At 61.6% G+C, this 18,776-nt stretch carries 18 protein-coding genes, 1 tRNA gene, 1 other RNA gene and 1 pseudogene; 8 read left to right on the top strand and 13 right to left on the bottom strand.

Features of this window, described 5'->3' with window-relative positions; translation table 11 throughout:
- Positions 1 to 158: 158 nt before the first annotated feature.
- Together HWN36_RS05655 and HWN36_RS05650 are read left to right on the top strand one after the other, a co-directional pair.
- Complete coding sequence (locus HWN36_RS05655; RefSeq protein WP_176788467.1) at positions 159 to 1,241, top strand: HigA family addiction module antitoxin; 1,083 nt, start codon at positions 159 to 161, stop codon at positions 1,239 to 1,241.
- Between the two features lie 159 nt (positions 1,242 to 1,400).
- Positions 1,401 to 2,381: a DNA-methyltransferase gene (locus HWN36_RS05650; protein ID WP_176788466.1), complete on the top strand. Its 981-nt coding sequence runs from the start codon at positions 1,401 to 1,403 to the stop codon at positions 2,379 to 2,381.
- Here HWN36_RS05650 and HWN36_RS05645 read toward each other — a convergent pair.
- Complete coding sequence (locus HWN36_RS05645; protein WP_176788465.1) at positions 2,378 to 2,995, bottom strand: class I SAM-dependent methyltransferase; 618 nt, start codon at positions 2,993 to 2,995, stop codon at positions 2,378 to 2,380. The genes HWN36_RS05650 and HWN36_RS05645 overlap by 4 nt on opposite strands.
- Before the next feature lie 49 nt (positions 2,996 to 3,044).
- On the bottom strand, positions 3,045 to 3,599 hold the full coding sequence (locus HWN36_RS05640; protein ID WP_176788464.1) for a YqhA family protein: 555 nt from the start codon (positions 3,597 to 3,599) through the stop codon (positions 3,045 to 3,047).
- A 111-nt stretch (positions 3,600 to 3,710) separates the two neighbouring features.
- On the opposite strand from HWN36_RS05640, the gene HWN36_RS05635 reads away from it, so the two are divergent.
- Positions 3,711 to 3,929, top strand: coding sequence for a hypothetical protein (locus HWN36_RS05635; protein WP_176788463.1), 219 nt, complete (start codon positions 3,711 to 3,713; stop codon positions 3,927 to 3,929).
- 108 nt (positions 3,930 to 4,037) lie between these two features.
- Positions 4,038 to 4,109 (top strand) — tRNA-Ile (locus tag HWN36_RS05630).
- 110 nt (positions 4,110 to 4,219) lie between these two features.
- On the opposite strand, the gene HWN36_RS05625 is transcribed toward HWN36_RS05630, so the two are convergent.
- The 5 genes and pseudogenes from HWN36_RS05625 to HWN36_RS11975 form a co-directional block, all read right to left on the bottom strand.
- A complete protein-coding gene (locus tag HWN36_RS05625; RefSeq protein ID WP_176788462.1) occupies positions 4,220 to 4,786 on the bottom strand; it encodes a YeeE/YedE thiosulfate transporter family protein in 567 nt (188 codons plus the stop codon).
- Positions 4,783 to 5,283, bottom strand: a complete 501-nt coding sequence (locus HWN36_RS05620) for a YeeE/YedE thiosulfate transporter family protein (protein WP_176788461.1) — start codon at positions 5,281 to 5,283, stop codon at positions 4,783 to 4,785. Before HWN36_RS05620 ends, HWN36_RS05625 begins: the two co-directional genes overlap by 4 nt.
- A 10-nt stretch (positions 5,284 to 5,293) precedes the next feature.
- Complete coding sequence (locus tag HWN36_RS05615) at positions 5,294 to 6,658, bottom strand: MBL fold metallo-hydrolase (protein ID WP_176788460.1); 1,365 nt, start codon at positions 6,656 to 6,658, stop codon at positions 5,294 to 5,296.
- 37 nt (positions 6,659 to 6,695) lie between these two features.
- A complete protein-coding gene (locus HWN36_RS11985; RefSeq protein ID WP_343044932.1) occupies positions 6,696 to 7,544 on the bottom strand; it encodes an SLC13 family permease in 849 nt (282 codons plus the stop codon).
- A gap of 287 nt (positions 7,545 to 7,831) precedes the next feature.
- Positions 7,832 to 8,380, bottom strand: a pseudogene (locus HWN36_RS11975) (SLC13 family permease); the annotation flags it as partial.
- A 741-nt stretch (positions 8,381 to 9,121) separates the two neighbouring features.
- Here HWN36_RS11975 and HWN36_RS05605 point away from each other — a divergent pair.
- Positions 9,122 to 11,137, top strand: coding sequence for a PKD domain-containing protein (locus tag HWN36_RS05605; protein ID WP_176788459.1), 2,016 nt, complete (start codon positions 9,122 to 9,124; stop codon positions 11,135 to 11,137).
- Between the two features lie 199 nt (positions 11,138 to 11,336).
- On the opposite strand, the gene HWN36_RS05600 is transcribed toward HWN36_RS05605, so the two are convergent.
- From HWN36_RS05600 to HWN36_RS05585, 4 genes are all read right to left on the bottom strand, one after another.
- Positions 11,337 to 11,708: a hypothetical protein gene (locus tag HWN36_RS05600; protein ID WP_176787290.1), complete on the bottom strand. Its 372-nt coding sequence runs from the start codon at positions 11,706 to 11,708 to the stop codon at positions 11,337 to 11,339.
- 510 nt (positions 11,709 to 12,218) lie between these two features.
- A complete protein-coding gene (locus tag HWN36_RS05595; RefSeq protein ID WP_176787289.1) occupies positions 12,219 to 12,542 on the bottom strand; it encodes a hypothetical protein in 324 nt (107 codons plus the stop codon).
- On the bottom strand, positions 12,539 to 13,654 hold the full coding sequence (locus HWN36_RS05590) for a PDDEXK nuclease domain-containing protein (RefSeq protein WP_246269853.1): 1,116 nt from the start codon (positions 13,652 to 13,654) through the stop codon (positions 12,539 to 12,541). The genes HWN36_RS05595 and HWN36_RS05590 overlap by 4 nt, the downstream gene beginning before the upstream one ends.
- On the bottom strand, positions 13,651 to 15,750 hold the full coding sequence (locus HWN36_RS05585; protein WP_176788458.1) for a class I SAM-dependent DNA methyltransferase: 2,100 nt from the start codon (positions 15,748 to 15,750) through the stop codon (positions 13,651 to 13,653). Before HWN36_RS05585 ends, HWN36_RS05590 begins: the two co-directional genes overlap by 4 nt.
- Positions 15,751 to 16,022: 272 nt before the next feature.
- On the opposite strand from HWN36_RS05585, the gene HWN36_RS05580 reads away from it, so the two are divergent.
- From HWN36_RS05580 to HWN36_RS05570, 3 genes are all read left to right on the top strand, one after another.
- Entirely contained in the window at positions 16,023 to 17,036 is a 1,014-nt protein-coding gene (locus HWN36_RS05580; RefSeq protein ID WP_176788457.1) for a hypothetical protein, read from the top strand.
- 12 nt (positions 17,037 to 17,048) lie between these two features.
- An RNA gene (ffs, locus tag HWN36_RS05575) (signal recognition particle sRNA) lies at positions 17,049 to 17,360 on the top strand.
- 12 nt (positions 17,361 to 17,372) lie between these two features.
- Positions 17,373 to 18,335, top strand: a complete 963-nt coding sequence (locus HWN36_RS05570; RefSeq protein WP_176788456.1) for a malate dehydrogenase — start codon at positions 17,373 to 17,375, stop codon at positions 18,333 to 18,335.
- Here the strand turns inward: HWN36_RS05570 and HWN36_RS05565 are convergent.
- Together HWN36_RS05565 and HWN36_RS05560 are read right to left on the bottom strand one after the other, a co-directional pair.
- A complete protein-coding gene (locus HWN36_RS05565; RefSeq protein ID WP_176788455.1) occupies positions 18,319 to 18,579 on the bottom strand; it encodes an elongation factor 1-beta in 261 nt (86 codons plus the stop codon). The two genes, HWN36_RS05570 and HWN36_RS05565, sit on opposite strands and share 17 nt — an antisense overlap.
- A gap of 3 nt (positions 18,580 to 18,582) precedes the next feature.
- The gene (locus HWN36_RS05560) at positions 18,583 to 18,744 is read right to left on the bottom strand and encodes a zinc finger domain-containing protein (protein WP_004037327.1); all 162 of its coding nucleotides are present in this window, start codon (positions 18,742 to 18,744) and stop codon (positions 18,583 to 18,585) included.
- Between the last annotated feature and the right edge of the window lie 32 nt (positions 18,745 to 18,776).

Genomic DNA, 18,776 nt, shown 5'->3' with positions numbered 1-18,776 from the left:
GTTGAAGGGAGAGCGTCAGGGGCAGTTGGCGATAGAGTTGCCTGATGGAAAACGGTTGATTCTCGTCCCTGCAAACGATCCGACTCCGCGTCGCGATGATGGGGGTATCGATTGGTCCGGCGTGACAAAAGTCTGTATTATTGAGGTGCGTGATTATCATGACTGAGGGGAGAAAAAAATTTTCTCCAGATTGGATCTCGCCTCCCGGGGACACCATTGCAGATCTCCTGGAGGAGCGTGGCTGGACGCAAAAAGAGTTTGCAAAGAGAATGGGTAGTTCCACAAAGCAAATCAGTCTCCTCATTAACGGAAAAGCACCGATTACTCAGGAAACCGCGTTGAAACTTGAGCGCGTCGTTGGAAGCACCGCAGGATTCTGGCTGAACCGGGAGATCCAATACCGGGAACGCCTTCACCGTTTGCAAGACTCGCAGAACCTTGAAGAGTGGGTCGGCTGGCTCAATGAATTGCCCGTCAAAGAATTGATGGATGCGGAGGCTATTGAGAAGGTCCGATTAACTTCGAAAAATAAGCCAGACGTGGTGGATAACGTGCTCCACTTTTATGGCGTTGCCTCTCCCGATGACTGGAGGGCACAATATCAGAATATGGCGGTAGCATTTCGCTCTGCAAAGAAAGAACACGATATCGGGTCTGTGTCGGCATGGTTGCGCCTGGGCGAAGTAAAAACAGAGAACACCGAAATGTCTCCCTATAATGCTTCCAGATTTGCGAAATTACTTGAAAACATTCGGAGCCTGACGACAAAAGATCCCGATGTATTCAAAGATGAGATGCAGCGGTTTTGCAAAGGCGCAGGGGTGTCGTTGATATTTATTCCGGCAATCCCGCGAGCGCATGTCAGCGGAGCGGCACGCTGGTTGAACGGGCGTCCTCTCATACAGTTGTCGTTCTACGGGAAGACGAACGATAAATTCTGGTTTAGTTTCTTTCATGAGGCGGCCCACATTCTGAAGCATGGCAGGCACGCAGTGTTTCTGGACGATTCTCTCGATCCGAATAGTGGGCATTCCGAAGAGGAAGATGAGGCAAATGATTTTGCGAGCGAAATTCTCATTCCCTCCAGATATAATGAATATTTGCCGAAATTGCGGTCCAAACGCGCTGTGAAAGAATTCTCGGCAATGATCGGTATTCATCCAGGAATTGTCGTCGGCCGTTTGCAGCATGAAGGGCTCATTAAACCCTCATGGATGAATGACCTCAAAGAACATTTTTAGGGGCAGGGACACGGATGCACACGCAGATAGTCATCCTGGTTAGAAAAAGGTCTTCACTCGTCCTCGACGAGACCCTGCTTTCCTGATGCCTCCTCCCTCGTTTCAGCAACCTTTTTTTCCGGCGGCGTCCGACCCTCTGGAGATGACAGGGGTCAGGCGATGAGGTGCGTCACCATCCACGGCAACACCTTCTACAACGGCGACTGCATCGCCGGCGCAGCGGCGCATATCCCCGACAACTCGGTGGACCTGATCGTCACCGATCCCCCGTACGGGATCGACGGCGACCTCCTCCACCGCCACTACAACCGGGACGAGGGTTATGTCGTGGACGGATACGTCGAGGTCCCGGCCGCCGAATACGGCGAGTTCTGCCTCCGGTGGATCGCCCAGGCCGAGCGTATCCTCAGGCCTGGCGGCTCTGTCTACATCGTCTCGGGCTACACGAACCTCTACCATATCCTCCACGCCCTCAGGGAGACCTCCCTGGAGGAGGTCAACCACATCGTCTGGAGATACAGTTTCGGGGTGTACACGAGGAGAAAATACGTCTCGTCCCACTACCACATTCTCTACTACGAGAAGCCCGGCGGAACGAGGACGTTCAACCTCGAGTCTCGCTATGGGCTGACCGAGAAGGACGCGGGCGGCGGGTCCCTGAACTACGGGGACCGGGAGGACGTCTGGACGATCCACCGCGATTACAAGCCCGGCCAGGTGAAGAACAAGAACGAGCTCCCGCCCGACCTCCTCGTCAAGATGATCCAGTACAGCAGCGGCGAGGGCGACCTGGTCTGCGACCTCTTCCTGGGCGGGTTCTCGACGGCGAAGACTGCGGTCGGCCTCAACCGCCGCTTCGTCGGGTTCGAGGTCTCCCCCGCGATCTTCGACCGCAGAATTATCGAGATGGGGGAGACCGTCCCTGGCGGGCTGCTCCCCGGTCTCAGGCGGCCCCGGATCGAGCCGCTGCAGAACCGGGGGAAGCGCTGGAGCGTGGAGGACACCGAAGCGCTCGTCGCCGGCTACCGCCGCCTGACCGCTGCAGGGACGACGAAGAAGGAGGCGGTGCGCCTGCTGGGGCTGGAGTTCGGGCGCGGGCGCTGGGCAATCGAGAAGGTGCTCAAGAAGCAGGGGCTCTAAAGGCCCGGTTCAACCGGTTTATTCAGGAGCGCCGTCCTGCTGAGCAGGATTCGGGGCGTGCCGGCGCCCGTCAGCCCGGCCGCCTCCGCGGCCCTGACCGTGCGCTCAAACTCCGCCGCCGTCACCTCATCCTTCGGTTCGACGAGCAGCATCAATCCGCCGGGACGCAGGGCCGCTGTCACCTCACGCAGGAGTCGCTCCCCGTCAGGCACCTCGTGGACGACGTAGAAGGCGAGCGCGAAATCGACCGGCCCCAGACCGGCAAGACCGGGGGATCCGGGCCCTGTCCGGTGGAGGCGTATCCGGTCGAGGAGCCCTTCCCGCCCGGCCCGTTCGGCGAGCATGGCGAGCATCTCTTCCTGGAGATCGGCGGCGATCACGCACCCCTCCTCCCCCACCATGACGGCCATCGGCCTGGCGAAGAACCCGGGCCCGCACCCGATATCGAGCACGGTATCGCCGGGGCTGATATAGCGTCCGACAATCCGTTTCGGCGATTGGAGAAGTCTGCGAAGGGGGTTGTCCAGGACGCCGGCGCGCGATGCCGGGTGGACCCCGTGCCTCCCCGCTGCCGGTCTGTTCGCGGCGCTCATCGACACCTCTATCGTCGGCATCGGGGATGAACCCGATCCCTTCTCCGGGCCGGGATAAAAAAAGGGGTGATCAGTGGTTTTTCCCGATAAAGAAGACGCCGACGCAGATCACGCCGATTGAGACGGCCATCGCCAGCATGTCGATCGAGGTCGTAAACTCCATCGAGAGGATCCGCTGGAAGAAGCTGACGATGAGCACCATGATGATCACCTTGATGATCTTGTTCTTCAGGTCGTCGAGGCTGGAGACCTCCAGGATGCCCCCGAACTCCCCGTCCACGCGTGCGACATCGATCTCTGAGATGAAGAGTTCGTAGATTCCGAAACTGAAGATCAGGAGCACCAGGGCGATCAGGTAGAAGTCGATGGCGCCGATGACGCCGATCAGGATCTCCTCGTGCGTCAGGTGGCTGCTGGAAAATTTCGTGTATTCAACGAGGATCTCGAATATCTCCATCGAACCGGCGAGGAAGAGGACGATGGCGCTGAGGGCGCCGAAGACCACGCCCAGGAGGACGATGTACCTGGAGTTCCAGAGGAGCCATTCGAAGATCTTCTCAATGGTCGGCTGATCCGTCCTTGTGCCGTGAGGGGCCGGACGGTCTGATGCATCGGGTTGTTCCATAGTGTTCCCCGGATTTGTGAGTAAGAAATCTGTCCGCTATCCGGATAACACCTCTTCCCCGCGGCGCCGGAGGGGGCGTGGCTATAAATATCCGGGGGATGAGCCTTCGGCATGCTGACGATCATCTCCGGCCTCATCGCCTCTGTCGTCCTGGGCCATATCCGCCGATACGTTATCGGCATGGCCGTCAGTGCGGTCGCCCTCCCCCTCGGCGCGGCCGCCGTCGTGCTGGGGTTCCTCGTTGTTCCGGCCATCCTCTTCGCCCTGTTCGCCCGCCCGGTCGGTCGGAAGGCCGGCCGATCCCGGGAGGGCGGTCGGTTGTCTGCATGATGCTGCCGGGATCGGCGATCGTCCCCTGGCGGCATGCCGGAGCCTGAATGGAGACCGGGTCCACCAAACGTATTTATGAAGAGGTGCAATGATTATATGCATCCTTCAGGGCCCGTAGCTTAGTGGTGGAGCGCCCGGCTCATAACCGGGTGGCCGTGGGTTCGAATCCCTCCGGGCCCACCTGGTTTTATCGTTGTTTTGAGAAACTGTGAATAATACCGCGTCAATGCCTGTTTTAGGTCTACCCCTTTATCTCCGCCGGTCGAAAAAAGTCGAATCCGGGGCCCCGCTCAGAGCCCGGCCAGTTCAATCCCGTACAGAACAACAGCGATCGCCAGCACCAGCGGCACCACCACCGCCCACGGGCTGACCCGCAGGAGATCCGGGATCGTCGCCGTCGGCAGCGCCCCCACCCTGAGCACCGACGCCTCCAGCCGCGGGTAGAGCGCCGCGAAGATCCCGGCCCCGATGAGGATCCCGGTCACCCCGCCGACCAGGGCGTCGAGGGCGCCCGACCCCACGGCGCCGGCCACTGTTCCCGGGCAGTAGCCCAGCACCGCGAACCCGGCGCCGAAGATCACCCCGCCGACCACCGTCGCCCCGACCGAGCCCGGTTTGATATGGAGATCGGCAAGCCCGGCCCCCCGCATCAGGTAGACCCCGACCGTCCCGACGGCCACGGCGGTGAGCATCACCTTCACCACCGTGAAATCGGTGAGCAGGAGCTGCCCGAGGATCACGTCGTAACGCGTCACCCCGGCGATCTGGAGGCAGGCGCCGAAGCCGACCCCGATCGCCAGCCCGAGGACGAGCTGCGCCGGCGCATTCCCGCGCAGGCGCTGCAGGGCCTCGTTCATGGCCTCACCCCGTAGAGCAGGAAGGCAAAGAGGATCCCGCTTGCGAAGAAGACGAAGACCGCCACCCAGCTCGAGAGTGCCAGCTGGAGGGTGCCCGAGATCCCGTGCCCGCTCGTACACCCGCCGGCCCACCGCGACCCGATCCCCATCAGCACGCCGCCGGCGAGGGCGACGGCGAGCCTGAGGGGAACGGACGGCCCGAACGCCGCTTCGAATGTCGGCGGGACCCAGACGAGGGCGAACGCTCCCGTCAGGAGGGCCGTCGCACCGGCGCCGATCACCACCCCGAGCACGAGCATCCACTCCCAGTCGATCCGCGGGGCAAACTGTTTGTAATAGGCCCGGTCCAGCACCACCTTCCCGCGGACGGCCCGCTCGATCATCCCGCTCGTCCTGGCATAGGCCGTCGAGCACCCGAGGGGACGGTCTGAGAGGAGGAACGCGAGCCAGGAGAGCACGCCGATCCCGGCGCCGGCGATATACGGTGTCCAGTCCATCCCCGCCTCCTCAGGTATATCCTGCCGCACGGTAGGCGGTGATCCCGCCTGCGGCATTGTAGACGCTGGCAAATCCCTTCTGCTTGAGGATGCTGCACCCCAGGCTCGACCGGTGCCCGGTGCTGCACATCACGACGACCGGCCGCGCCGGATCGAGCCCGGCGGCGCGTTCCCTCAGGTCCGTCACCATGATATTGACCGCACCGGCCACATGGTCCTCCTCGTACTCCTCGGTGGTGCGCACGTCCACCAGCACCGCCCCGCCCTCGGCGACCATCCCGTGCACCTCGGCCGGCGAGACCTGGGGGACATGGCCGGTGGGATAGCCCGCCATCGCCCATGCGTGCGTCCCGCCCTCGAGATAGCCGACGGTCAGGTCGAGCCCGACGCGGCGGAGCATCACCACCGCCGCCTCCGCCTGTGCCGGGCTGTCGGCGACGAGCAGGATCTCGCTCTCCGGCGGGAGCACCCAGCCGGCAAAGGTGGAGAAGTTCCCGCCGAGGTCGATGTGGTAACTCCCCGGGACGTGCTGCCCCCCGAAGCTGGCATAGTCATTGACCGAAAGGACGATCGTGTCCTCCCGTGCAGCCCGCTCCCGAAACTCGGCTGGTTTCATCGGTCTCGTCGCCGGGAGGGTGCGGACCAGAGCCGGGCCGCGGCGGTTGATCTCGCTGCACCGGGCGAAATGGTCCGGCGCCGGCGGCATCCCCTCGGTGAGCGAGCGGATGAACTCCTCCCTATCGGCGATCCGCAGCGCCTCGTTGAACCGCCGCTCGTAGCCGATGGTGGAGGAGCGCATCGAGCCCATCGCCCGGCCGCAGAGCGACCCGGCGCCATGCGCGGGAAAGAGCATGCAGTGGTCGGGCAGCGTGAGGACCTTCGTGTGCAGGCTTTCATGGAGGTGCGCCGCAAGGTCCCGGGCCTGTCCGGGAAACAGGTCGGGCCTCCCCACGTCGCCGACAAAGAGCGTGTCGCCGGGGAAGACGGCGAAGGGCTCTTCGCCCCGGGAGAGGTCGGTGGCCACGTAGGTGACGCCGTCCGGGGTGTGCCCGGGCGTATCCAGGACATCGAACCTGATCCCGCCGACCGAGAACTGCGTGCCGTCGCCCACCGGCTCGTGCTCGAACTCGCAGGAACCCGACCCCGGCGCATAGATCCGGGCGCCGGTCTTCTCTGCCAGGTCCATGTGGCCGGAGACGAAATCGGCGTGGAGGTGCGTCTCAAGGATATGCGTGATCATAAGCCCGAGGTCTTTTGCGGCCTCGAGGTAGCGGTCGACGTCCCGTGCGGGATCGATGATGGCGCAGGTCCCCGAGGCGCCGATCAGGTACGAGCTGTGCGCGATGCCCGGTATGAAAAACTGCTGGATTACCATTCTCTCATCCACTCCCCTCTTCTCTTGGACGAGAGGATCATACAAAGACCATATAAATCCATCCCGAGACGATGATGAGAAACAGGACGGTCAGGATGCTGCCCGCCTTGAGATAATCGCGCGTGTGGTAGCCGCCCGATGACATCAAAAAGGCGTTCACCTGGTGCGTCGGCAGGAGAAATGAGTTGGAGGCGCAGAGCCCGACGAGCAGGGCGAGACCGCGGGGGTCGATCCCGGTTTCGGCGCCGATGAGAAGAGCGATCGGGACCAGGATGACCACCGCCCCGAGGTTGGACATGATCAGGGTGAACAGGGTCGTGAGTGCGCCGATCCCGATGAAGAGCAGAATGGGGTGGGCGTCCCCGATGAGCGGGAGCACGGTGCCGGCGATCAGGGCCGCCGTCCCGGTGTTGATCATCGCCGTCCCGAGCGGGATGAGGCCTGCGAGCAGGAAGATCGTCTTCCAGTCGATCGAGCGGTAGGCTTCGTCGATGCTGAGCACGCGGGCCAGGATCATGACGAGCGCCCCGGTGAGGAGGCCCATGGAGATCGGGATCCCGGTCAGGGTGAGGGCGATCCCCCCGGCAAAGCAGAGGAGGGCGACGGGCGCCTTCTCCCTTCGCACCGCGGGCTCCTCGACCCGGGTCGAGAGGACGAAGTTCGGGTCGGTGGCCAGGGCGTGGATGTTGTTCCACGGCCCGAAGACCACGATGACGTCGCCGGCCGAGAGTGGGGTGTCGACGAACCCCATGCGCATCTCGGAACCTCCTGAGGAGAACATGATGGGCTCGACGCCGTAGGTCTTTCTGAATGCGATCTCCCGCAGGGTTCTGCCGGTGAACGGGGCGTGCGGTCTGACCACGATCTCTGCAAAACCGGCATACACGCCCCCGACCTCCGCGGACAGGCGCTCCTGGTAGAGGCTGCGCTGGAGCGAGTAGTCGGATGCGAACCGTTCTGCGTCCTCCTCTCTGCCCAGGAGGGTGAGGTATTGCCCGGCATGCAGGGTGGCGTGCCGCCACGGCGCATAGGAGACGTCTTTTTTTCGGTGATGGCGAGGAGGTGGAGGGAGTAATCGGCCTTCAGGCGCACATCCTCTCTCTCCTTGCCGTCAAGGGGGCTGGCGGCCGGGATGTAGTAGTGGTGCATCCCGGTGGGGAGGTTCCAGGTGTCCACGAGATCCTCCTGGCTCCCGGGCCTGTGAGCCTCAGGGTGACCGACGGGGAGGACGTATGGGCCCAGCAGGAGGAAATACAGGATTGCCGTACAGAGGAGGAGAAGACCCACCGGCGTCACCGCGAAGAACCCGAACGCCTCTTCGCCGCTGGAGACCAGGAGGTCGTTTAAGATGATCAGGGCCCCTGAACCGATCATGGTGAGGGTGCCGCCGGTGATCGCCGCAAACCCCATCGGCATGACGAGGCGGGAGGGCGGGATGTCTGTCGTTTTTGCGATCCTCATCAGTGAGGGGTGGAAGAGGGCGACGGAGCCGATGTTCTGGATGAAGGCGGAGAGGCCGCCGACGACGGCGGAGAATATGACAAGAAGCCGCTTTTCGTTTTTTCCGGCAATGCCGACGATGAACCGGCTCAGGTGGCTCGTGACCCCGGTGCGTTCGATCCCGCCGCCCAGGATCATCACCGAGATGACGGCGATCACGGCGTTGCTGGCGAACCCCGCGATCGCCTCCTGCGGGGTCACCAGCCCGAACCAGAAGAGCATGAGGAGGACGATGAGGGCGACCAGGTCGACCCTGAGCCGTTCGGTGACGAAGAGGGCGACGGCTGTTGCGATGACGAGGAACATCAGGACGATCTCGGTCTCCACCTCCGGGCCCTCCCGGTTCTATGTGTTCTGGCCCTGACGTATAACTCTTCGGCATCAGGGCCGGGTTGTGGCCCTCTCTCCGATCACGGTACTTCGCTAAAATGGTTGAGACAGCCATCAGGAGATCAACCCATAGGCTTCCCGTCGCCTCTTTTCGCGTCCTTCGCGTGCGTTTTCAACACCCCGAGAGAGCCTCTCGCCAAGGCGCGAAGATACGCGAAGCCCGGTGTTCGGGTGCTGCTAACGCCGTTTTGAGTCATCGCGCGATGTCGGATGTCAAAATGAGCGAAGTACCGGATCCGGGCCAGGCCCTGCGATCGCATCCCCCTCCAGAAAAAATGTAATTTTTTTGGCGGATAACGAGGGGCGAAAAAAACCTATTGGATCGGTATTTGCCCTGTATTGTCCTTAATCTCTGCCCGAATCTCTTGAAATTTTCACTATGCAAATATTATTATATTTTATCGTCATCGTTCTGCCAGGGATCACCGGGATTGCCGTGGAAACAGGGGAGAAAATCTTCAACGAACCGCCTGAACGCCCCGTTCTGGGACCGTTCATGCGGAGATGACAACACAATCGAGGCCTGCACCGGCCTTTCCGTGATTTCAGCCAGAAATGGGAAGGTGATAAAAAATGTATCGAACAATCACAGCAGGAGCGGTTCTGTTCCTCCTGCTGCTCGTCGCCGCGCCTGCATGGGCGCAGCCCACCGATGAGACCGCGTATATGGGCGGTGCAGCGCCGCTGGACGGCCAGACCGCGGCAGCGATGGCGGCCGCAGCCGATGGGGTGACCGTCATCTGGAAAGGCACCGTGGAGATCGATCCAGACGGGAGGTTTGCCCTCGTCCCGCTCAACACCGGAATACCACTCGACGTCAGCCGCAACACCCCGTTAGGGGCGCTCGACGCCGCTTCCGCCCTGGACACCTTCACCTATGGCGTCTGGGAGGCGAACTGGGGCCTCCTGGTCTACCGCGTTAACGACATCCAGATAGGCCCGGCCGATGACGGCGAGGTCCATATCTGGTGGTTCTACGATATCGGAGGACAGTATATCACCAACAATCCCACCTTCAAATCCCTCTCGGACGGCGAGTGGATCCGGCTCATCTATGCACCCATGAACGCGCCGGGCAACTGGACCGGCGACCCCTTTGACTACATCGTCGGCAATAGCAAATATGTCATCGACATGACGGTCGACTTCGCCGACGACGGGGTGGACTTCACCGCCGATGTCACCGAAGGGCCTGCCCCGCTCACCGTCGGGTTCACCGACACGAGCGGGATCGAGAACATCACCGCCTGGTGGTGGGACTTCGGCGTCGACAACGCCACTTCTGAAGAGCAGAACCCGGTCTACACGTATGAGGAGCCCGGTACCTACACGGTCTCGCTCACGGTCACTGACGATGCCGGCGCGGATGACACCCTGGTGCGGGAGGACTATATCACCGTCGTGGACGGTATGAGCATCTATGAAACGGCCGCAACGGACGGCAACTTTACCATGCTCGTCACCGCCCTCGATCTCACCGGCCTCAACGCGACGCTCGACGCCCCCGGCACCTATACCGTCTTCGCACCGACGGACGAGGCGATTGCGACCCTTCCGCCTGATCTCCTCGATGCCATGCTCAACGACACCGTCGCGCTCACCGGGATCCTCCTCTACCATGTCGCCGGGGAGACCTACCGGGCGGCTGACCTGATCCCGCTGGACGAGGTCGAGACGCTGCTCGGGCCGACCGTGGCGATCACCTGGGACGAGGCGAACCAGACCCTCATGGTGAACGATGCAACGGTGATCGTCGCCGATATCGAGTGCTCGAACGGCGTCATCCACGCCATCGATCTGCCCCTGTTCCCGCCGGATGAGCCCGGGGCGGATTTTGAAGCGGACGTCCTCGCCGGCACCGCTCCGCTCACCGTCGGGTTCACCGACACGAGCGCGATCGAGAACATCACCGCCTGGTGGTGGGACTTCGGCAATGGCTATATGTGCACCCTTGAAGCCCCGCTCTTCACCTACCATACGCCCGGCGTCTTCAACGTCTCCCTTGCCGTCACCGATGACGAGGGCCGCACATGGACGGCCGTAAAAGAGGGATACGTCACCGTGACGGCGCCGGTCGTGCCTGAGGCGAACTTCACCGCCGAGCCCACCGAAGGCTACGCCCCGCTCACCGTCGGGTTCACCGACACGAGCACCGTCGAGAAGATCGTTGCATGGGCGTGGGAGCTCGGCGACGGCGGCACCTCACAGGAGCAGCACCCGGTCTACACCTACGGGACGCCCGGTCTCTACACGGTCAGCCTCACGGTCACCGACGAGGCCAATGCCACCTACACCGTGACAAAACCTGACTATATCGCCGTTCTTGAGGAAGAGGAGGAGGAAAGCGCCGACTTCGAGGCGGACGTCACCAGCGGGGCCGCGCCTCTGGCCGTCCAGTTCACCGATCTGAGCACGGTGAAGAACATCACCGCATGGGCGTGGGAGTTCGGCGACAACGGCACCTCCGAAGAACAGCACCCGGTCCACGTCTACACCGAGAACGGCACCTACGACGTGGGGCTCACGGTCTATAAGGGGCTGAGCGCCTCGTACTGGGAGATCAAGTACGAGTATATCCGGGTCGATTGAAAGGGAGAGAAGGTTCCCCCCTTTCTCTTTTGAGGAATCCGTCTGGGGCTCTGGAGGACGAAACGCCGTTTTCTGTCAGGCATCGAGACTCTCTTACGGCGAGGCCGATAGGTGTCAGATTATAGGCATTGCCGCTCCAGTCCCTGGTGATGGCGTCCCTTTCCGATTCCTCCGGTGCGGCTTTCCCGCGTCCGTTGCATTATACCGATGCGCTCTTTTCGTAGAACGGCGACGGGAGCGTTGGATAGGCGCGGTAGACATGACGATACACATCCTCAGCCCTGGCCTTCACGTCGTCTTCGGTGTAGTGATTCACCGGCAGGCCGGTGGATTCGCTCCAGAGGAAATCGCGGATGACAAGTCGAACGGCGTCGCGGGTGGCTTCCTTGTCGCGCCAGTGATCGACGCGAAGCTTCTCCGCCTTGAGGATGTTGTTGGGGATCAAGGCCACCTGACCAAGAGTGCCGCGTTGGGTAAATACAAGATCTCCTGGCTTCGCCAGATTGCTCGATAGAGCCTTTCGGACCTTTGATGCCGAGAAATAAACAAAATCGTCTTTGTAGAATCCCACACACCGAGTTTGACGTATCTCCTGTAATCGCAGGGAGAGAGCGCGGATCCCCCGCCTTCCCCATACTGCCGCCGGAGGTTTCACCCCGTTGGAGCGGACGGGCCCCGGGAAGAGCGAACAGGACGTGCGGGGGGCCATATCCCCACCTATCCTGCGCGGGGGTCCGGGGGCGTAGTCCCCCGGTTCAAGCACGCCAGAATAGGATTTACCATGAAAAACATTTCATGGGGTATGCTTGAGTCGCCCTCCCAGACTCATGCCCGATTCTACAAAGCCACAAAATCGGACATATCCAGGAATCTCCCGCTGTTCAAATAGGAGCCTCGAATCACGGGAATGCCTGTATCGATGTAGTCACGTGTCGTAAGTTTCGAGCCAGATGGACCACCAACAAACGAATACGGTTCATCAGATGCGATGGATTCGAGTTTCTGTTTCTTCCATATCACACCATTACCCCCTCAAACATCGCCGCCCCTGATCTGCCTGCCCTCTCAACCTGCTCAACCATCATCCCACACCCTCCAGCAGCCTCGAGATCTCCTCCGGGCCAGGGAGTTCTCCCCTCAGCTCCCCGGGCAACTGGCTGCCGACGAAAGCGAACAGCCCGCCCATCGCCCGCAGGAACTCCTCGACACGGCCGATCAGGGAGCGCTCCGGCGGGTCCTTGCGACGCGACATGATGATGAGATTGTGGCTCCAGCCGGTTTCTCCAACCGGTGGTTGGAGTTTTTCGCTGTCGCGGTACTTCCCGGTGCGCCGCCCGGGCGAATGCGACCGATCGCCGGTCACGCAGGTAAAGGCACCGGACCCCTCATAATCGGCCGGACTCACTCTTCATCCCTCAGTTCCGCCTCGATCTCCTCAATCGTGGGGAGGCTGCCTTTCAGGTCTTCGGGCAGGCGCTCGGTCAATCTCGTCTCCCAGGTTGCCACCCCCATAGGGCTGCTCAATCCGCGGAGAGCGTACTCCACGACCAGCCTGTCCTTGTTCTTGCAGAGCAGCAGCCCGATGGTTGCATTGTCATCTGGATGCCGCAACAGATCGTCGACGGCAGAGAGATAGAGGTTGAGTTGTCCCACAAAAGCCGGATCAAACGGCACGGCCTTCAACTCGACCACCACGAAACAGCGCAGTTTCAGGTGGTAAAAGAGCAGGTCGAGAGAAAAATCGCGGTCCCCTACCTCCAGCAAAACCTGTCTGCCGACATACGCGAATCCGGTTCCCATTTCAAGAAGAAAACTCTGAACGTGGTCCACCAGGGCCCGCTCGACTTCACGCTCCTTCCTCGGATCGGCAGTTCCCAGAAAATCGAAAAGATACGGATCTTTAAACACCTGTGCGGCCATATCCGAATCGGCAGGGGGGAGGGACTGCTCAAAATTGTTCAGTGCCCTGCCCTGCCGTTCATGCAGGCGGTTCTCGATATGGATATCAAGTATCTCCCGGCTCCAACCGTTTTCGATGGTTTTTTGCGCATACCATAGGCGCACGTCCGGATCTTTCAGTTTATCGAGCAGAGCGATATTGCTGCGCCACGGAATTCGTGCAATGGTGCGTTGCACAAATTCCCGGTCAGACCAGGACCCGGAAAAGGTACGCATGTACTTCAGATTGCGGGGGGAAAATCCCTTCATATCAGGAAAGGCGGTTTTGAGGTCGTGCGACAGGCGATCGATAACCTTCGCACCCCATCCCTCTTTTTCCTGGCGTTCCAGGATTATCCTTCCAATATCCCAGTACAAAAGAATCATGGCCGTATTGGCCGCAAGGGTGACTCTCAGCCGCTCCGACCAAATTCGTTCTTTAATGTCTTCGAGTACCCCGGCATAGTCCGCAGGCAGGACGTTTTTGCCTATCGGTGCGGGAAAAGAAGCATTTTCCTTGATTCTTCCCAGTGCTCTCCTCTCCCCGTCAGCGTCAGGGCCATCTGATGCCATCTTCATATCCCCAGCTCCTCGAAGTTCCTCCTGATCGTCGCCGCCAGGTGCACCGCCTCGGCGTTGAGATCCTCCAGCTCCGCGTGGATCTCGCGGAGCGCCTCCTCGAAGTCGAAGTCCTCGTCCTCCTCCTCCGGGGCGACACCCACGTAGCGTCCGGGCGTGAGCGACCAGTCGTTCGCCTCGATCTCTGCCCGGTCCACCAGTCTGACCAGCCCCTCCACATCGCGGAACGTCGCCTCCGGGAAGCGTTCGGTCAGCCAGCTCGCCTGCCGCCAGAAGTAGCGCACCTGCTTGAGGTGCTCCACGGCCCCCTGCCGCGCCTCGTCCGCGGCCTTCCGGGCGCGGGCGACCTCGCGGCCGGCGCGGGCGTCGGCCGCGCTCTCGCAGGTCTCGATGAGGCGGCATGCAAGTTTGTAGAGCAGGTCGCTCTGCCTGACCAGGTCGCGGCCGGACTCAGCCAGCGGGGCGAGACGGTCCACCGCCTTCTTGAGGTCGCCGTTGGTGGTCTTCTGCTCTTTCCACGCTGCCCGCTGGTCGGACACCACCTCCTGGAATTCTTCAACATCGGCCCTGAATGCACGATCGGCCTCGTCGAAATCCCCGAGCACCCCGGCATGGGGGTTATCTGCGGGCAAGATCGCCAGAAACGGCCCCATCGCCTCGCGCAGCGCCGACAGAGAAGCGATGAACGACGGCAGCGGCTCGATCGATTCGCCGTCATCTTCCCGGGCGGCAAAACAGCCTTCCCCTTCATCCAGCACCCGCCGGCAGTACCTGGCCACGAGATCCAGGTATTCCCCGGTCTCACCGCGATAGAGCCAGACGATGGCCAGAATGTTCTGCTCCTGCTCCGGCGAAAAATCGTAGATCTTGCGGGTGACCTTGCGGTAGATATTCCGCGCATCGATCATCAGCACCGCATCGCGGTGCTCCTCCGGTTTGGCGCGGTTGAGGAACCAGAGCTCGCACGGCACCGAACGGGTGTAGAAGAAGTTGGAGCGGATCGCGACCATGATCTCCACATCGCCGGTCTCGATCAGTTCCTGCCTGACCGCGGCCTCCGCGTGCCCGGCGCTTGAGGCCTGGGAGGACATGACAAAACCCGCCCGCCCGTGCTCGTTTAAGTAACTGTAGAAGTAGCTGATCCAGACGTAGTTGCCGTTCGAGACCTTGCCCTTCTTGTTGACCCCCGGCAGCCCGAATGGGAGGCGGGGGTCTCTCTTGACCCTGTCCGCGTCGATCTCATCGACGTTGAACGGGGGATTGGCCATCACGAAGTCGGCCCTGCCCGCCAGTTCGTGGGGGTCTTCGTAGTAGGTGATTGCCTTCTGGATATCACCCTCCAGCCCGTGGACGGCCAGGTTCATCTTCGCCAGGCGGATGGTGGTGGCGTTCTTCTCCAGCCCGTAGAAGGTGAGTTTATCCACCGGGTTTTCGTGGCGGCGCTCGACGAACCGGGCGCTCTGGACAAACATGCCGCCTGAACCGCAGGCCGGGTCCAGGACGGTGCCGCCTTCGGGTTCGAGGATGTTGGCGATGAGCGAGACCAGCGAGACCGGCGTGAAAAACTCGCCGGCATCATGGGCCTTCTGGTCGGCGAACTGGGTGAGGAAGTACTCGTAGATGCGGCCGAACACATCGCCCGAGACACGCCTGAGCTCGTCGGGGTTGAGCGTGCGCAGGAGATGGCCGAGCACACCGTTATCCAGCTCCTGGTATTCGCTCTTGGGCAGAACACCCCTGAGGGTCTCGTAATCGCCTTCGATAGACTCCATCGCATCGATGATCGCCCTGGCGCGATCGTCGCTGTCCGTGAGAGAGACCAGGTGGTCGAACTGCGCCATGGGCTGCAGGAAGATGGCGCTCTTCCGGGAGAAGTCCTCCTTGGTCAGCGCCCTGGTCCTGCCGCCGCGTTGTGGGAGGTGTGCTTCAATATCGTCCTTGACCGCGAGGAAACGGCTGTACGCGTGCCGCAGAAAGATCAGGCCCATGACCGGCAGGAAGTACTCGTTGCTTGCATAGTTCGAGTTCGCCCGCAGGGTATCCGCCGCGGTCCAGAGCCGTTTTTCGATTGCTTCGATATGTTCCAGTTGAGCCATTTCTCATACCTTTTCGTTAGCGTGCGCTAACACTGATTGATCTGCATAAGGTATGGTGTTCTGCCTTCCTGCCCCGGCAGGGTTCGGCGACATCGATCCTTCGATCGCCATCTGAGAGGTCAATTTGGAATATCTGTCTTTTATAATGGTCACTTTACCAAAAAGTCCGTGCATTGCCCTATAAACCTTGCGATTTGTCCGTCGGCCTCATCGACTTCGACGGGACCTGACCGGCCACATCTTTTATCCCCCCTCTCCCCCGATCTCTCTTCATGCACTGTCCGGTCTGCGGGAGAGACCATATCGGCGAGGCCGGTCCGGTCCTCGCCTCTCTCCCCGACGTCTTCGCCCCCTGCGACGCCTGTCGCGGGACAAACCTCGACAAGGCCGCCCCCCTGCCGCCGGGCTTTGAGCCCCGCGGGCCCTGCACCTGCGGGCGGCAGTTCATCGACGACGTCTTCGCCGCCATATACCTGATTCTCGTGGACGAGGGCGCCCTGGCCGGCACCGAACCCCTGCGGGCGGCCGGCGTCCCGGTCACGAACCCCGGGTTTGCGATGGCCGCCCCGCCGCATCTCCCCGAAGACTCCCTCGTCCTCCTCAGCCCCCACCCGGACAGGGCCGCCGCAGAGCGGATCGTCGAAGACGTGCCGGCCGTGCAGGGCGTGGTGCGCACCGTGCCGGCCACCCCGGGCATCGGCCCGGACGGCGCCGCCGCCGCTCACACCCTCCTTGCCGGATGCGACGTCCAGGCAAACGTCTTCTCCACGGCCTACGGCGATATCGTCGTCTACAAAGAGGTCTCGACGATGCACATCGAGTTTCCCCGGCCTTTCAACCCGAAGATCCGCTCGGTCGAGCGGGAGATCGGGCGGAACAACCCCCGGATCTTCATCGACGCCTGCTGCGGCGCCGGCACCCTCGGGCTTGCGGCCGCCCTTGCCGGGACGCCGGTCGTCATATTCAACGACGCCTACGGCCCGGCCGCTTTCTGGACCGCCGTGAACATCGCCGTAAACCGTGAGTCTCTCCTCGTCGAGAGCGTCTCCCTGCCCCCCTCCGCCCTTCCCGTATCGAGAACCGACCCCGTCGTCGTCGCAGAGGCCGAAGGCGACCAGCGCCTCATCGTCTACCAGGGCGACTTCGCCCGCCTGCCCCCCCTGGTCCCCGGGATCGACCGGAGCCTTGCGGCACTCGACCTCTTCGGCAAAGAAGACCGGGCGGCCTGCGAGGCGGCGCTTGCGCAGTGGCAAAAGAGCGGGGGAGGGAAGGCATTTATCCCGTGAGTATCAGTATATATGGGGACTAGCCCGGGTGGTTCGGCGTCACCTGTAACCCGAAATCGCCGGTATGCGGAGGGCGAAGTCTGAGGAAGGCTCTGGCGATCTGCAGGCGCTTTGCGCGTCCTGACTGAGAAGCCTTGTCCCATGAGGTCGACGTACAGGGATCGATGCCTCGTAGGGGGTGGAGACCTGGCACCGCGGAAACCGGTTCAGGCCCGGAAGGGAGCAGACTTACCGTGGACGTTTGGCGCCCATGGGGGTGCGGGGTGGAGAAGGGATGCCCTGGCAAATGCAGGCACGTGCTGTCGACCAAAGACCCGTCCCCAATGACTGATTTCTATGTCTAAAGTTACGATTATCGGAGCCACGGGAAGACTTGGCTCTTTTGCGTCCCATGCCATCTCAGGCATCCCGCATGTCGATGAAGTGATGCTTGCTGGACGTCCTGGCCGGGAAAAATCTCTTATGGCTCTCTCCCACGACCTCACCGACTCCTGTGCGGCGCGGGGAACCGGCACGAAGATCACCTGGAGCACCTCGCCGGCCGACTATGCAGGTTCAGATGTGATCGTCGTCACCTCCGGCGTTCCGAGAAAGGAGGGGCAGGACAGAACCGACCTCGCCCTCGAAAATGCCCGGATCATCGCTCCGATCGCAGAACAAATCGGAAAATATGCCCCGGACGCGATCATCCTGATGATCACGAACCCGGTGGACGTCATGACCGCCGTCGCCCTGCGGTATTCCGGGATGGAGCCGCGGCAGGTCTTCGGCCTCGGCACCCACCTCGATTCGATGCGGCTGAAGGTGCTGATCGCCAGATATTTCCAGGTCCATGTGAGCGAAGTGCACACCCGCATCATCGGCGAGCACGGCGAGAGCATGGTCCCCCTCTGGTCGGCCACCACCATTGGCGGGATCAGGATCTCGAACCTCCCGGCGTTTTCAGACCTGCCGATGGACGAGATGGTGGACCGGGTCAAAAACAGCGGGAGCTTCATCATCAAAAACAGCGGGGCGACCGTTTACGGCCCGGGCGATGCGATCGCGACGCTTGTCCAGACCATCATCGGCAACGAGAACCGGATCCTCACGGTCTCCAGCTACGTCAGGAGCGAGGTCCACGATATCGGCGACACCTGTATCGGCGTTCCGGCCAGGATCAACAGGGAAGGCGTCGTTCCGGTGTCTATCAGGATAGAAGACGCAGAACTGGCGGCGTTCGGTGCGTCGGTCGAGAAGATCCGGGCACTCACCCGGAACATCTTCGAAAAAATGGATGAACTCAGATCATCCGGTTGACGTCGACGATCTGTGCGGTTGCAATGCCGTCGACTGCTGCGAGTTTCGATTCGAGCGCGTCGGTGGCGCCTTCCTCGTCCTCGATGACGGCGGCGACCTTCAGTGCCGAGAGCCCGAAGCCGATCGGTTCGGCCCTGATCTCATCGATCCCGGAAACGGTTTCTTTTACCCTCTTTTCCAGTTCCTCGATTGGAACATCTGCAGATTCGGGCATCAGTTTCAGGATGACTGCGACTTTACCCATTTCTTACGGCCCCTGGAACCCGCATTTTCCGCAGATGTACACATTGCTCTGTTCCCGGCACTGGACGCAGCGCTTGATCTCGGCACCGCAGGCCGGGCAGGAGAATTTAGTCGCGCCGCTTTCCGCGAGTGGCGCATTACAGGAAGTGCATTTTTCTATAGCCATGGATAAACCCCGGTTATGAGTCATTAATGATT

Source organism: Methanofollis tationis (assembly GCF_013377755.1).
In the GTDB taxonomy this organism is placed as follows: Archaea; Halobacteriota; Methanomicrobia; order Methanomicrobiales; family Methanofollaceae; genus Methanofollis; species Methanofollis tationis.
Note: the sequence above shows the minus strand (reverse complement) of the source record. Positions and strands in the feature narration are given on the sequence as shown.